The organism is Mesorhizobium bavaricum, from assembly GCF_056781655.1.
In genome coordinates this window covers 1,249,249-1,263,534 of the sequence record NZ_CM165566.1, presented here as the reverse complement: position 1 = coordinate 1,263,534, position 14,286 = coordinate 1,249,249, and the positions used below count along the sequence as shown (strand labels likewise).

The 14,286-nt window shown below is 63.4% G+C and carries 17 protein-coding genes; 10 read left to right on the top strand and 7 right to left on the bottom strand.

What is annotated here, in order from left to right; translation table 11 throughout:
* Positions 1–3 precede the first annotated feature (3 nt).
* Entirely contained in the window at positions 4–678 is a 675-nt protein-coding gene (locus AC1RZR_RS06095; RefSeq protein WP_481827965.1) for a ceramidase domain-containing protein, read from the bottom strand.
* A 174-nt stretch (positions 679–852) separates the two neighbouring features.
* Here AC1RZR_RS06095 and AC1RZR_RS06090 point away from each other — a divergent pair, with 174 nt between their 5' ends.
* Both AC1RZR_RS06090 and AC1RZR_RS06085 read left to right on the top strand, forming a co-directional pair.
* Positions 853–1,608 carry a DUF1223 domain-containing protein gene (locus AC1RZR_RS06090; RefSeq protein ID WP_477268874.1) on the top strand — a complete coding sequence of 252 codons (756 nt, stop codon included), beginning with the start codon at positions 853–855 and terminating at the stop codon, positions 1,606–1,608.
* Between the two features lie 756 nt (positions 1,609–2,364).
* Positions 2,365–2,751: a DUF2794 domain-containing protein gene (locus AC1RZR_RS06085; RefSeq protein WP_481827964.1), complete on the top strand. Its 387-nt coding sequence runs from the start codon at positions 2,365–2,367 to the stop codon at positions 2,749–2,751.
* Between the two features lie 4 nt (positions 2,752–2,755).
* Here AC1RZR_RS06085 and AC1RZR_RS06080 read toward each other — a convergent pair whose 3' ends face one another.
* From AC1RZR_RS06080 to AC1RZR_RS06065, 4 genes are all read right to left on the bottom strand, one after another.
* Positions 2,756–3,325 (bottom strand): GNAT family N-acetyltransferase, encoded by a 570-nt coding sequence (locus tag AC1RZR_RS06080; RefSeq protein WP_481827963.1) that lies wholly within the window; start codon positions 3,323–3,325, stop codon positions 2,756–2,758.
* A gap of 108 nt (positions 3,326–3,433) precedes the next feature.
* Entirely contained in the window at positions 3,434–4,213 is a 780-nt protein-coding gene (locus AC1RZR_RS06075; protein WP_379094478.1) for a Bax inhibitor-1/YccA family protein, read from the bottom strand.
* Positions 4,214–4,439: 226 nt separating this feature from the next.
* On the bottom strand, positions 4,440–6,989 hold the full coding sequence (locus AC1RZR_RS06070) for an ABC transporter permease (protein ID WP_477268871.1): 2,550 nt from the start codon (positions 6,987–6,989) through the stop codon (positions 4,440–4,442).
* Positions 6,989–7,684 (bottom strand): ABC transporter ATP-binding protein, encoded by a 696-nt coding sequence (locus tag AC1RZR_RS06065; protein WP_477268870.1) that lies wholly within the window; start codon positions 7,682–7,684, stop codon positions 6,989–6,991. Before AC1RZR_RS06065 ends, AC1RZR_RS06070 begins: the two co-directional genes overlap by 1 nt.
* An 85-nt stretch (positions 7,685–7,769) precedes the next feature.
* Here AC1RZR_RS06065 and AC1RZR_RS06060 point away from each other — a divergent pair, with 85 nt between their 5' ends.
* Both AC1RZR_RS06060 and thpR read left to right on the top strand, forming a co-directional pair.
* Positions 7,770–8,414, top strand: coding sequence for an arylesterase (locus AC1RZR_RS06060; protein ID WP_477268869.1), 645 nt, complete (start codon positions 7,770–7,772; stop codon positions 8,412–8,414).
* Between the two features lie 126 nt (positions 8,415–8,540).
* A complete protein-coding gene (thpR, locus tag AC1RZR_RS06055; protein ID WP_477268868.1) occupies positions 8,541–9,137 on the top strand; it encodes an RNA 2',3'-cyclic phosphodiesterase in 597 nt (198 codons plus the stop codon).
* Here the strand turns inward: thpR and AC1RZR_RS06050 are convergent.
* Positions 9,041–9,559, bottom strand: a complete 519-nt coding sequence (locus tag AC1RZR_RS06050) for a low molecular weight protein-tyrosine-phosphatase (RefSeq protein WP_477269822.1) — start codon at positions 9,557–9,559, stop codon at positions 9,041–9,043. The two genes, thpR and AC1RZR_RS06050, sit on opposite strands and share 97 nt — an antisense overlap.
* A gap of 107 nt (positions 9,560–9,666) precedes the next feature.
* On the opposite strand from AC1RZR_RS06050, the gene AC1RZR_RS06045 reads away from it, so the two are divergent.
* The 6 genes from AC1RZR_RS06045 to AC1RZR_RS06020 all read left to right on the top strand — a co-directional run bounded on the left by AC1RZR_RS06045 (position 9,667) and on the right by AC1RZR_RS06020 (position 13,584).
* Positions 9,667–9,963, top strand: coding sequence for a 4a-hydroxytetrahydrobiopterin dehydratase (locus AC1RZR_RS06045; RefSeq protein WP_477268867.1), 297 nt, complete (start codon positions 9,667–9,669; stop codon positions 9,961–9,963).
* Positions 9,964–10,099: 136 nt separating this feature from the next.
* Positions 10,100–10,462 (top strand): YkvA family protein, encoded by a 363-nt coding sequence (locus tag AC1RZR_RS06040; RefSeq protein WP_477268866.1) that lies wholly within the window; start codon positions 10,100–10,102, stop codon positions 10,460–10,462.
* Between the two features lie 274 nt (positions 10,463–10,736).
* Positions 10,737–11,240, top strand: coding sequence for an invasion associated locus B family protein (locus tag AC1RZR_RS06035; RefSeq protein WP_091575980.1), 504 nt, complete (start codon positions 10,737–10,739; stop codon positions 11,238–11,240).
* Positions 11,241–11,432: 192 nt separating this feature from the next.
* Positions 11,433–12,668 (top strand): dual-specificity RNA methyltransferase RlmN, encoded by a 1,236-nt coding sequence (gene rlmN, locus AC1RZR_RS06030; protein WP_481827962.1) that lies wholly within the window; start codon positions 11,433–11,435, stop codon positions 12,666–12,668.
* Positions 12,665–13,108 carry a hypothetical protein gene (locus tag AC1RZR_RS06025; RefSeq protein ID WP_481827961.1) on the top strand — a complete coding sequence of 148 codons (444 nt, stop codon included), beginning with the start codon at positions 12,665–12,667 and terminating at the stop codon, positions 13,106–13,108. Before rlmN ends, AC1RZR_RS06025 begins: the two co-directional genes overlap by 4 nt.
* On the top strand, positions 13,105–13,584 hold the full coding sequence (locus AC1RZR_RS06020; RefSeq protein ID WP_481827960.1) for a hypothetical protein: 480 nt from the start codon (positions 13,105–13,107) through the stop codon (positions 13,582–13,584). Before AC1RZR_RS06025 ends, AC1RZR_RS06020 begins: the two co-directional genes overlap by 4 nt.
* Here the strand turns inward: AC1RZR_RS06020 and AC1RZR_RS06015 are convergent.
* Positions 13,556–14,197, bottom strand: a complete 642-nt coding sequence (locus tag AC1RZR_RS06015) for a LysE family translocator (RefSeq protein WP_481827959.1) — start codon at positions 14,195–14,197, stop codon at positions 13,556–13,558. The two genes, AC1RZR_RS06020 and AC1RZR_RS06015, sit on opposite strands and share 29 nt — an antisense overlap.
* Positions 14,198–14,286 lie beyond the last annotated feature (89 nt).

Here is a 14,286-nt window from a genome sequence, read left to right as displayed (position 1 = left end):
GACCTATCTGTATTCCGTGCGTGGCGCACCAAACCGCGCCGTTGCCGCCAGCAGCACGCCGAGCATCAGCCCGTTGAAAATATGCCAGAGGAAGTGCGTGCCGAGCGGGAAGCTGCCGCAGACCAGCGGGTCGATCATGCGGCAGATGACGGACACGACGAAGATCGCCGATCCCGCCAGATTGTACCAGCCGGCGCGATTGCCGCTCGCCGCCACCAGGGCGCCGAAGAAGGCGAGCGCCAGGAACGGCGGCAGATAGCCCGTCGTGCCGTTCGAGGCCTGGCGCAGCCAGTCCGGCACTGCGAAGGTTATCGCCCCGGCAATCACGTAGAAGATAAGGAAGATGGCAATCGCCTTGCCCCATCGCATGCCGAGGAAGCGGCGCAGGTTGAACAGCGTATAGGCCAGCGTGAAGCCGGCAATCGGCAGCACGTCGGCCCAGATCATGCCCCTCGTGGCGAAGGTATGGAAGATCGTCGAGCCGATGCCGATCGCCACCACCCACCAGGCCAGCACCTCGGCGAAGGTGCCGGTGCCCAGTCTTCGCACCTCGCGCACGCCCCACAGACCTGCGGCGATGAAGACAAGGTTTGTCAGCGCGTTAACAGGTTCGGACCAGAATTCCGGCCCGGTCCGCTCGCAATAGAGATCGACCGGCGCCAAAAGAGATTGCCACATCGTGATTGCCGCCCGAATCGATTTCTACCCTTAAGTGCAAGCCTTTTTCCTATTGCGCCGCCACAGTCGGTTGCAATGGCAAAATTTCACCGCAACGTGACTTCCCGTTGACTTCCGGTTCTGCCACATATTTTAGCAACCAAAATAAAGCCGGCGCCACCGGCGGGAATCGGAATGGCCATGGCATCGCGAAAATCATTGTGGCTGGCAGCCTTTGCGCTGGCCTTCTCGGCGTTTGCCGGCGCCGGGCAAACCGCCGAGCCCGACAAACCCTTGGGCGTGGTCGAGCTGTTCACCAGCCAGGGCTGCAATTCCTGCCCGCCGGCCGATGCGCTGTTCGCCGAGCTTGCCGCCAAGGAAGACATCATCGCGCTCGCCTATCATGTCGACTACTGGGACTATCTCGGCTGGCAGGACACGCTGAGCCGCAAGGAGAACACCGAGCGGCAATACGACTATATGCGCGCCTTCGGCAGCCGCTCGGTCTATACGCCACAGGCGGTCATCAACGGTCGCGTCCATGTCAACGGCGCCAGCCGCGGCGAGGTCGATGGGGCGCTTGCCCGCATGGCCAGGAGCGGCGAAGGTATGCGCGTCGCCGTCAAGGTCAGCCGCACCAGCGACCGCGTGATGATCGACGCTGGCGATGCCGGGGCCGGCCCCAGCGATGCTCATGTCGTCATCGTCTATTTCGACCCGCCGCAGACGATCAAGATCGCCGAGGGCGAGAACACCGGCCGCAAGATGACCTACTGGAACGCGGTCTCGGGCATCCAGACCGCCGGCATGTGGCACGGCAAGGCGCAGCGCTACGAATTGCCGATGAGCGAGATTTCCAAGAAGGGCGGCTGCGCCGTGCTGCTGCAGTCGGTCGGTAAGGACGGCCTGCCCGGCCCGATTCTGGGCGCCGCCTTCATTCACAAGCCTTAGAGCAATTCCAGGAAAAGTGTGAAACGGTTTTCCCCGGAAAAGCGCATAGCGCTTTCCCTTGGGAATTGCGTCAAAACAAAGAGATAGAGCGGTTCGGCGTTTCCGTGAAACGATAAACCGCTCTGGAAGCTTTCACATCTCGATCGAGGCGCTCCATTGAGATGTCGGCGGCGCAGCGCCTCCCTCTGTCCTGCCGGACATTTCCCCCACGTGGGGGAGATCGGCAGCTTGGCCGTCCAGCCCGTCCTTCCGCGTTGAAGATTGGCGAAGGTGGAGATGACGGCCAGATGTCCGGCAGGACAGAGGGGCGCGAAGGAGCGCCTGTGTTGGATAGAACAACCGAATGCGGGGTACTTCCGCCTCGCGCTCCACCCTGAAAACAAAAAACCGACGTCAGCTTGCTTCTGACGTCGGTCATTTAGGTTTTGGGATCGTCGCACCCGATCCTTCCGAAGAAAGACCGAGGTTGGTTCGATCCGACGCAGACCCGTGGGCGGGGGGCTTGGGGTTTACGAGCCGGTGCCGGACCGAACCGTCTCAGGCAACGCCGGTAAACTCGTCGGACATTGGGGCATGAGCGCGGATAAATAATGGCGAGAATGTGGCGAAGCATCACCAATTCCAACAGGGCGTTTCATAAAAGTGACTGGACGTTGCCAAAACAGCGCGGCGCCGCCCTCGCTTTGCCGGGTCTTGCAATTCAGCCGCGAACGCGCCAACTTTGGTTGGCAAAGATTCATTTTGAAGGATCGAGGCATGACTGATGACGGCAGCGGGACGGGGGATGGGGACGCATCCGCAATATTGATCCCGCTGCACGAGGCACGACGCGAGCGCCTCGATCAGCCGGTGCGCTTCGAGCGGCGTGAACTGGACCAGATCCTCAGGCTCTACGGACGCATGGTCGCCGCCAATGAATGGCGCGACTACGCCATCGACCATCTCACCGACAGGGCGGTGTTTTCCGTGTTCCGCCGCGCCAGCGAAGTGCCGCTGTTCCAGATCGTCAAGGATCCCAAACTGGCCCGCAAGCAGGGCGCCTTTGCCGTCATCGCCGCGGGCGGCCGCATCCTGAAGCGTGGCCAGGAACTCGGCCGCGTGCTGGGCATCTTCGACGGCAAGCTGAAGCTCGTCGAGGCTTAACTCTTTATTTTTGCTGGCGAAATTTTCGCTCCGGCAGCGAGTCGGGATCAGGCGGAGCGAGCGCCCCGCCATTCAGCGACAGCTGCATGAACACCGTGTCCAGCCAGCGTCCATGCTTGTAACCGGAGCCTTCGAGGCGTCCCGAATGGCGAAAGCCGAGCTTTTCGTGCAGCCGCACCGAAGCGCTGTCCGGCCGCCCGTCGCCGATCACCGCGATGATCTGGCGAAAGCCCGCAGCTCGGCATGCCTCGATCAGGCTTTGCATCAGCATCAGCCCGACGCCCTGGCCCTTGGCCTCGGGCGCGACATAGACGGAATCCTCGACGATGAAGCGGTAGGCCGGGCGCGGCCGGAAGGCGCCGGCATAGGCATAGCCGAGCATGGCGCCGTCCTTTTCCGCCACCAGATAGGGAAATCCGCCAGCCATCAAACTGTCGAATCGCGCGCCCATCTCGACGCGGCTGGGCGGCTCCAGCTCGTAGCTCGCCGTTCCTTGAGTGACCGCATCGGCATAGATTTCCGTGATTCGGTCGAGGTCGGCCGCAATTGCCGGCCGGATGATGATGCTGCTCATTATTTATGCATGCCATTGTTCTGCCCGCGATAACAGCAAAACTCGGCGCAAAAGAAAAGGGCGGCCGTTGGGCCGCCCTTCAAGAACCAGATGGTCCACCGCTGCTGATTAGCGGCGGTCGCCCATGAACTGCAGCAGGAACATGAACAGGTTGATGAAGTCGAGATAGAGCGTCAGCGCGCCCATGATCGCCTTGCGGCCGGCGACATCCGAAGCGTCGCCCTCGAAATACATCTCCTTGATCTTCTGCGTGTCATAGGCGGTGAGGCCCGAAAAGATCAGCACGCCGAGCGCCGAGACGGCGAAGGACAGCGCCGACGACTGCAGGAAGATATTGATCACCGACGCGATGATGATGCCGAACACGCCCATGATCAGGAACGAGCCGAAAGCGGTCAGGTCGCGCTTGGTGGTGTAGCCGTAGAGCGACAGCGCGCCGAAGGCCGCGGCGGTAGCGAAGAAGGTCTGCGAAATGCTGGCCGTGGTGTAGACCAGGAAGATCGACGACAGCGACAGGCCGACGAGGCCGGCATAGACCCAGAACGTCGTCTGCGCCGCCGAAACGCTCATCGACTGGACGCGGAACGACAGGAACAGCACGGCGGCCAACGGAGCCAGCATCACCACCCAGCGCAGCGGCGACCCGAAGATCGCGTAGCCGAAGGAGGTCAGCATCTCGCCGCTCGGCAGCGTAGCAACAGCCGAGGCCGGATCGGTAGTGGTGGCAAGCATGATCGTGCCAACGGCGGCAAGGCCGGTGATGAGGAGGCCAAGCCCCATCAGATTGTAGACCTTGATCATGTAGGCGCGCAGGCCCTGATCGATGCCTGCATCAACGCCGGCGCCGGGCACGGCGCGCGTCTGATAGTTGCGAATGGGTTCAGCCATGGGAGTCCTCTATTGCTTCTGCCCCGTCGGGTGTCAGGTCCATCGGACCCAGGCGCCGCTGGCGGGGCTCCAGCATGCCTGTGGCGAAATATGATGGTTATTCGCGTCAAGAACAAGTCCGTAACCGGGTGTAATGCTTCGTGAGGCACACACCATCGGGTTTTCCGGCCTTTGGCGGGGCAACATTACGCCGATTTAACCAAATCCCGGTCCCGACAGACGGGTTTCACAGGTTGCGCAGCACCGGCGCGGCCTTGTGGCCGAGCACCCGCCAGGTGCCGGCAAGTCCAATGCCGACCGTGATCACCAGCGCAAAGACGATGGTCGCCACCGCCACCTCGGGCATGAAATGCGATGGCAATGTCATGATGCGCGCGACGACGAACCAGGCAGCCGCACTGCCCGCCGCCAGGGCAAAGATCGCGGTGGCGAGCCCGATCAGCATGTATTCGAGCGAGAAGGCGGCAATCAGCGTCGTGCGTGTCGCGCCCAGCGTCTTCAGCACCACCGCGTCATGGATGCGCGCCCGGTTGCCGGCGGCAAGCGCGCCGGCCAGCACCAGCACGGAAGCGATCAGCGCCACGCCTGCCGCCGCCCGGATCGCCGTGCCGAGTTGCCCGACCAGCCGGTTGACGACATCGAGCGCATCCTTGACCCGGACCGTCGTCACCGCCGGGAAGGCGCGGGTGACGGCATTGAGGATGCGCGCGTCGTCGGCCGTCGAGGCATTCTTTTCGGTCAGGGTCGCCATCCAGCCATGCGGCGCGCCGGCAAATGTGTTGGGCGAGAACACCATGACGAAATTGATGCCCATCGTCTCCCATTCGACCTGGCGGAAATTGGCGATCCTGGCCGTCACGTTGCGGCCGAGCACGTTGATGGTGATGGTGTCGCCGAGCTTCAGGCCAATCTGTTTGCCTTCCTCGGCCGAAAACGAGACCAGCGGCTCGCCGGCATAATTGTCCGGCCACCAGCTGCCCTCGGTCAGCGTTGCGTTGTCCGGCTGCTTCGCGTCATAGGTCAGGCCGCGATCGCCCTTCAGCACCCAGGCGCCTTCCGCCGGCACCTTCACCTTGTCGACATCGACGCCGTTGAGCGCCATCACCCGGCCGCGCAGCATCGGCACCTTGGCCAGTGTTCCCTGCGGCGCTTGCCTGCCGATCAGGGCGGAGAACGCATCGACATCGCTGCTCTGGATGTCGACGAAGAAGAAGTTCGGCGCCCGCTCAGGCAGGCTGCCGGAAATCTGTTGCCTGAGATTGCCGTCGATCAGCGCCAGCGTCACCAGCAGCGTCAGGCCGAGCCCCAGCGACAGCACCACCGACGGCGTCAAGGCGCCGGGCCGGTGGATGTTGCCGACGGCGAGGCGCAGCGCCACGAAGCGCACGCGCGGGCTCTTCCTGGCCGCCCATTGCACCAGCGCGCCGACCAGCCGCAGCACCAGGAAGGCGAAGATGGTGGCACCGACGAAGATCGAGGCGATGCGGCGGTCGCCCGAAAACAGGATCGCCAGCGCCGCCAGCAGCAGCGTTATGCCGACGGCCGCCGCAACATAGACAGGGCGCGGAAAGCCGCGGCCCTCGAGCCCCATCTCGCGAAACAATGCGGTCGCCGGCACGTCGCGGGCGCGGCCGAGCGGCAGAAGCGCGAAGGCCAGCGTCACCAACAAGCCGAACAGCGCCGCCATGCCGAGCGCGCCGGGATAGAAGCCGCCTTCCGCCGGGACCGGAATAACAGACTGAAGTGCTGCACTGGCAGCGAACGGCATCAGCGCCCCGAGCACCAGGCCGAGAACAATGCCCAAGGCGGCGATGATCAGGATCTGCACCAGATACACGGCAAAGACGAAGCCACCCGAAGCGCCCAGGCTCTTGAAGGTGGCGATGACGCCGCGCTTGCCGTCGAGATACGCGCGCACCGCGTTGGCAACGCCAACGCCGCCGACCACCAGCGCCGTCAACCCGACCAGCGTCAGGAACTGCGAGAAGCGTTCGATGTTGGACGACAGCGCCGGCGCGGCATTGCTGCGCGTGCGGATCGACCAGCCGGCTTGCGGAAAATCCCTGGCCGCCTGATCCTGGATGGCCTTGAGCCGCGCCTCATCGGCATCAATGGGCAGCCGGATCTTGTAGGCATTTTCGACCAGGCTACCCGGTTGGACGAGACCGGAAGCGGCCAGGCCTTCGGTCGAGATCATCAGCCGCGGCGCGAAGCCGAACCCGTCGGACACGGCGTCCGGCTCGGTGACCAGCCTGGCGCGCAGTTCGAAGGTCGCGGTGCCGAGCTTCAGCCGGTCGCCGATCTGAAGATGCAGCCGCTCGAACAGCAGATCGGGGGCTGCGGCGCCGAAAACGCCGAACTCTTCGCCGAACAGTTCCTGCTTCGACAGTGCCGGCTCCGTCTCCAGCGCGCCATAGAGCGGATAAGCATGGTCGACCGCCTTGGCCTCGACCAGCGCCTGGTCGCTTCCGTCGGCAAGACGCGCCATCGAGCGCATGCTGGCGGTTCTGGAAATGACGCCCAACCCGTCAAGGAAGCCACCTTCGGCCTGGCTGGCGGCGCGCTGGTTGATCTGGAAGCGAAGATCGCCGCCGAGCAGCGTCTGGCCCTGATTGACGACACCGGCGGTGATCGAACGCGCCACCGAGTTGACGCCGCCGATGGCCGCGACGCCGAGCGCGATGCAGGCAAGGAAGATGAGGAAGCCCGACAGGCCGCCACGCATTTCGCGCAGCGAGAAACGGACGGCAAGCCTCAGCGTCCGTGACAACGGCATCAGGCGGTGACCTTGACGGCTGCCGGCGCCTCGATCCGCCCCGACCGCATCGAAACCTGGCGCGAGCAGCGCGCCGCAAGTGCCGGATCATGGGTGACCAGCACAAGAGTCATGCCGCGCTCGGCCGCCTTGGCGAACAGCAGGTCGGCAACCTGCCGCCCTGTCGCCTGGTCGAGATTGCCGGTCGGCTCGTCGGCGATCAGAATGCGCGGCGACGGCGCCAGCGCCCGGGCGATCGCCACACGCTGCTGTTCGCCGCCCGACAATTCGCCGGGATAATGGGTGACGCGGTCGCTGAGGCCAACGGCTGCCAGTTCGCGCGCCGCCACCGAAAACGGATCGGCGTGGCCGGCCAGCTCCAGCGGCACAGCGACATTTTCGAGCGCCGTCATGTTGGGAATGAGGTGGAAGGACTGGAACACGATGCCAATGTTTCGGCCGCGAAACGAAGCAATCTGGTCCTCGCTTTTGCCGTTGAGCAACTCGCCAGCGATTCGTACCGTTCCCGAATCGACCTTTTCCAGGCCTGCCAGAACCATCAGCAATGTCGACTTGCCCGAACCTGAAGGACCGACGATGCCGGTCGCCTCGCCTGGTGCCACATCGAGGCTGACACCCTTCAGCACATGCACGGACGACGCCCCTTCGCCAAGTGTCAGCGATACGTCTTTCAGCGCGATGACGGCTTCTGTCAAAATGAAAGCGTCCTATATGGGAGAATGAAGGCTCTGCTTGCCGGATGCCGTCGGAAGAATTCCTTGGTCATATGGGGCCTGCCGCATGTCTTTCAAACGCCTGATTGCCGCAGGCTTCGTCGTTTTCCTCGCCATTTGCGGCGCCATTTCGTCGACGCGTGCCGAACCGTTCAAGATCGTCGGCTTCGGCGACAGCCTGACGGCGGGTTATGGCCTTGGGCCGGACCAGGGCTTTACCGACAAACTGCAGGCTGCCCTTCGCGCCAAGGGCCATGATGTGACGGTCGCCAATGCCGGTGTTTCCGGCGACACGACGAGCGGCGGCCTGGCGCGGCTAGACTGGTCGGTGCCGGACGGCACGCGGCTGGTCATTCTCGAACTCGGCGCCAACGACATGCTGCGCGGCGTCTCGCCCGACATCGCCAGAAAGAACCTGGATGAGATGCTGGGCAAGCTCAAAGAGCGCGGGATTGCCGTGCTCCTGGCCGGCATGCGCGCCGCGCCCAATCTCGGCCCCGACTACCAGAACGCCTTCGACGCCATCTTTCCGGACCTTGCCAAGAAATACAGTGTTCCGCTCTATCCGTTCTTTCTCGACGGCGTCGCCGGCCAGCCTGGCATGCAGCTCGAGGACGGCTTGCATCCCAGCGTGCAAGGCGTCGGCCAGATAGTCGAACGCATCTTGCCGACGGTCGAAAAGGCGATCGCGGCAGTGCCGGGAGGTTCGTGAGATCAGACCGATTGCTTCCGTTAGGGAAGCTTTTAGCAAAGCCTGCGACCAACAAACCTCTTGCTCCGTTTGATTTTCGATGATTCGCTAGGGCTAATGTTTCGATTCGAGGAAGGGAGGCTCTTCATGCCGCGTCTTTTCACCGCCCTCGAAATACCGCGTGACGCCGCACTTTCGCTGTCCCTGTTGCGGGGCGGCCTGCCCGGTGCCCGCTGGATCGACGTCGAGAACTACCATCTGACGCTGCGCTTCATCGGCGATGTACCGGGTCACGTCGCCGACGAGATCGCCAACGCGCTCGACCGCGTCCATCGCCCCTCCTTCTCGCTAACGCTGTCCGGCGTTGGCGCTTTCGGCCAGAAGAAACCGCACGCGGTGTGGGCGGGCGCATCCGCCTCGCCCGATCTTGCCGCCCTTCAGGGCGAGATCGACCGCATCTGCCAGCGGCTCGGCATCCCCGCCGACCCGCGCAAGTTCATGCCGCATGTGACGCTGGCGCGCCTGCGCAATTCGACCCCCCTGGACGTCGCCCAGTATCTGTCGGCACGCGGCAATTTCTCGACGCTGCCGTTTCGCATCGGTCGTTTCGTGCTGATGTCGTCGCGCGATTCGGTCGGCGGTGGCCCCTATATCGTCGAGGAAGCCTGGCCGCTGTCGGGCACGGATGCCCGCGCCTCCAGCCTTGCCGCCAGCGCCTCCGACGCCTCGCGGATCATGCGGTAGACCGACGCAAAGGCATCCGCCCCGTCATAATAGGGGTCCGGCACGTCGCGCGCCTTCGCCGCGGCGAATTCCAGGAACAGATGGATACGGTCGTGCATGGCCGCCGGCGCCAGCGCTTTCAGGTCGCGAACATTCGCCCGGTCCATGCCGAGGATCAGGTCGAAGCGATGAAAATCCTGCGGCGTGACCTTGCGCGCCCGCTGCCGGGAAATGTCGATGCCGTGACGAACCGCAACCGCGATCGAGCGTGGATCGGGGGCAGAGCCGACCTCCCAGCCGCTGGTTGCGGCTGAATCGAGCAGCATATCGCGGCCCAATCCGCGCTCCGCCCAAACGGCGCGAAAAACGCCCTCGGCCAGCGGCGACCGGCAGATGTTGCCGAGGCAGACGAAAAGAATGGAATTTATGGGCTTCGCGCTCATCGATCCAGAATTGTTTTTGTGCATGTCGTTATCCCAAAACCGCAACGCACTTTTTGGCGACATGCATTATGGTGAGGGTCATTTTTCGATTAGCACAGGAAATGGATATGACGAGAGAGAAACTGGGCAAGGAAGCAGTCGCCGCGGCGTTGACCGGGCTCGAAGGCTGGGCGCCGGCCGCGGACGGGGCCTCCATCAAGCGTACATTCACCTTCGCGAATTTCTCCGAAGCCTTCGCCTTCATGACCCGCGTCGCGCTCGCCGCCGAAAAGATGGACCATCATCCCGACTGGTCGAATGTCTACAAGACCGTCGACGTGACGCTGAACACCCACGATGCCGGCGGCGTGACCGCGCTCGACATCGATCTGGCCAAGAAGATGAACCGCTATTTCGGTGGCTGAGCGCCTCCTGTCCGTGCTGCAATCGAGCAGCAAGACCCAAATCGGCGCCGGCATCTTGCAGCGGGGGTCGGGTTTCACCACATTTTCCCTCGCGGGCATGCGCCGGGATGCGCATGAGCCCTGCTAGGAGACATTGATGGCGCAACAATCCGGTTTTGATTTCTTCGGCTTTGGCGGCAAGCTGGGCGGCGAGAACGAAGTGCGCGAGAAATTCTGGCGGACGGTGAAGAAGGCCGCGCGGCAGATCCCCTTCATGGAAGAGGTCGTGGCCGCCTATTACTGCGCCATGGACAAGAACACGCCGATGCGCGCCAAGGGCATTCTGCTGGCTGCGCTCGGCTATTTCGTGCTGCCGGTGGACGTCATCCCCGACTTCGTCCTGGGGCTTGGCTTCACCGACGACATCGCCGTGCTCACCGCCGCGATCACCGCCGTCAGCGCCCACATCACGCCGGCGCACCGCCAAGCCGCCAAGGATGCCATCGCCGACAAGGGCTGAGCATCCCGTCGCGCGCCAAACGCCTTTGAAGCCGGCATTTGGCGGCAAAACAAAAAGTCAAACTCTTGCCGCTTTCGTGGCCTCCAAGTCGCCAAAGGGACGTCGCGCCACCCGCTCGCAAGGCGGCGGCGCGGGAATGGCGGCGGTTTCCTGGGGTGAGGATCCTTTTCTCAAAGGAAATTCACCGTTTGGTAACCCAGATTAAATCAAAATGAAGCGACGGGCAGGACGCCGAGCCGGCCTGCCTCCGCACCTTTGGAATACGGGAAAAGCGATGCGCGGATTGATTGCTATAGTTTCGAGCCTGGTCCTGGTGGCCGCGGCAGCGCCGGCACTGGCGCAGTCGGCAACCAAGATCGGCCAGCACAATGCCTGGGGCACCTACAGCTACCAGGCATCGGGCGGCAAGGTCTGCTATGTCCTAACCGTGCCGACCGACAAGCAGCCGCCGACGCTCGACCATGGCGACATGTTCTTCTTCGTCAGCCAGCGGCCCGGCCAGCAAGTGTCCTACGAGCCGCAATTCATCGCCGGCTACAATTTCCAGGAAGGCTCGAAGGCCACCGTCACCATCGACAAGAAGTCGTTCTCGATGTTCACGCGCGGCAAGTCGGCCTGGGTCGAGAATGCCGCCGAGGAGCCGGTGCTGATCGCCGCCATGAAGACCGGCACCGACATGAAGGTGACGGCAAAGTCCGGCCGCGGCAACCCGACCTCCTATGTCTTCTCGCTGAAGGGGATTTCGGCGGCTCTGTCATCGATCGCCAAGTGCAAATAGGCAAAGCTTTGTCCTGACCGACAGGCCGGGCCGCAAAGCCGGCCTTTTGCTTTTTGGGCCGATCAGTGGATCTCTGAAGAGGGTGCGTCACCGCACAGCGCATGACTCCGCCCTCAACCTGTGCTATGCGCCGCGCTCCATTTCCGGCACGATGAGTGAAATCGGCCGCAAACCGCTTATATCAGTGCAACCATGACCCTTTCATTCGATCTCACCACCGAGGGCGCCCGCGACGCGTTGCGCGCCCGCGCAGCACAGCCGGAAAAGCAGTCGCTGATCGGCCTGACGCGGGCCGAGCTCGGCGAGGCGCTGGTTGCTTCGGGCACCGTGCCGGAGCGCCAGGCCAAGATGCGCGCCCAGCAGCTGTGGCACTGGATGTATGGGCGCGGCGTTTCCGACTTCGCCGGCATGTTCAACATTTCGAAGGATCTGCGCGCCGAACTCGACAAGCACTTCACCGTCGCCAGGCCAGAGATCGTCGAGGAACAGATTTCCTCCGACGGCACGCGAAAGTGGCTGTTTCGCTTTCCGCCGCGCGGCGCCGGCCGGCCGGTCGAGATCGAGACCGTCTATATCCCGGAGGAAGGCCGTGGCACGCTCTGCATTTCCTCGCAGGTCGGCTGCACGCTGACCTGTTCGTTCTGCCACACCGGCACGCAGAAGCTGGTGCGCAATTTGACGGCCGAGGAGATCCTCGCCCAGTTGCTCACCGCCCGCGACCGGCTTGGCGATTTCCCCGACCGAGACACGCCCGACGGCGCCATCGTGCCGGCCGAGGGCCGCAAGGTGTCCAACATCGTCATGATGGGCATGGGCGAGCCGCTCTACAATTTCGAGGCGGTGAAGAAGGCGTTGCTGATCGCCTCCGACGGCGACGGCCTGTCCTTGTCGAAGCGCCGCATCACGCTGTCGACCTCCGGTGTCGTGCCGGAAATCTTCCGCACCGGCGAGGAGATCGGCGTCATGCTGGCAATCTCGCTGCACGCCACCAATGACGATCTGCGCGACCTTTTGGTGCCGATCAACAAGAAGTATCCGCTCAAGGAGCTGATCGCCGCCTGCCGCGCCTATCCCGGCCTGTCGAACGCCAAGCGCATCACGTTCGAATACGTGATGCTGAAGGACGTCAACGATTCCATCGAGGACGCCAAGGGCTTGATCAAGCTGCTCAAGGGCATTCCGGCCAAGATCAATTTGATCCCGTTCAACCCGTGGCCGGGCACCAACTACCAGTGCTCGGACTGGGAGACGATCGAGAAATTCGCCGACTACATCAACAATGCCGGCTATGCCTCGCCGATCCGCACGCCCCGCGGCCGCGACATCCTCGCCGCCTGCGGCCAGCTGAAATCCGACTCCGAGCGCATGCGCAAGGTCGACCGGCTGGCGCTGGAAGCAATGATGATTGCGGGGCACGGCGAGGCGTGAATCGCCTCTTCGCCTGGCCGAAGCGCCTCGCCATGATCGCTGTCGGCTATATCGCCGGTGTGCTGACCTCGATCCTGGTCCCCGTGCTGTTGATCGCTCTTTTGGAAGGCATAGAAGACGGCAACTGGTCGATCATTTTCGCCTTCGACTGGCTGGGCTCGTTCCCGCTCGCCGTGTTGACCGTGATGGTCGCCGCGCTGTTGATCGTCGGCCCGGCAATCCTTGTCGCCGAACGCTTCTCGCTTCGAGGATGGCTCTATTTTGCCATCACCGGTGCGGTCACGTCCACCGCCTTTGGTGTCTCCATGCCGCGCTCGGCCGGAGGCTTTGTCTTCAATCCGGGCTACCTCGGGTTTCTGGCCACGGCCGGCATTGCCGCCGGTTCGGTCTACTGGCTTCTGGCCGGGCGCAAGTCCGGCATGCGCCGAGATTTGCAATGAGCCGCCTCATTGCCTACCTCATCCGTTTTGCCGTCATCCTGTTCGGCTACACGGTCGCCTCGCTGGCGACGAGCGCCTTCCTCAACATCCTGTTCCTGGCCTCGCTCGCGCCGGAGCACGCGCATCCGACGGCGACCGCTTCGCTGTATTTTTCAATTCCCTTCGTCGCCCTGTTCGTCGCCTATTTCGCCCTGATGCCGGCCTGCGTCGTCATTCTGGTTGCCGAAATCCTCGGCCGGCGCGACTGGCTGTTCTACGCGCTGGCGGGTGCGGTGGTCTCGGCCGTTTTCCTGGGCCTGGTCGACCACGCCGGCGATGCCACCTTTGCGGTCAGGGAGACCAGCGCGATCATGGCGGTGATTGGCGGCGGCATGGTCGGCGGCATCTTCTACTGGCTCAGCGCCGGACGCTGGGCCGGAAGCTGGTGGTTGAAGAACGAAAAAACGCCTATTTCGCCTGGGCCGTCAGGATCTTGAGCGCAAAAGCCGAAAACACCCCGGCGAAGAGATAGTCGACCACCCGCGTGACGCGGGGGCTGGCCTTCATCGCAGCCGAGAATTTTTCCGCCGCCAGCACCATCGGCACGGTCACAGGGATCGACAGCACGATGAACATCGAGCCGAGGAAAAACAGCTTTCCCGGCGCATTCGGGTCATGCGCGGAAACGAACTGCGGCAGGAAGGTCATGAAGAACAGGATGATCTTCGGGTTGAGCAGATTGACGCCGAGCCCCGCCGCCCAGCTGCGCAACAGCGAAATCTCGGGTCCCGTCTTCTTCTCCGGCGAAAAGGCCGAGCCCTTGGTGATCGCCTGCCAGGCCAGGAAGACGAGATAGCCGGCACCAAAGATCTTCAACACGAAGAAGGCCATCGGCGAGGCGACGATCAGCGCCGAGATACCGACCACCACCAGCGTGGTGTGGATCAGCGTGCCGCACAGCGCGCCGGCCATCGAGGCGAAGCCGGTGGCGCGGCCCTGGCTCAGCGTGCGTGAGACGAACAAGGTCATGTCCGGCCCCGGCGTGATCGCCAGGATCACGGTGGCGATGGCGAACTGGATCAGCGTGGTGGTGTCAGGAATGAACGACATGAGCGGCCCCAGCGGAATGAAAGCGCCTATACAGGATGCGCCGTGCCGGTTCCAGATGCAGGGGCGCTTCGACGGTCGATCCAGCGGGC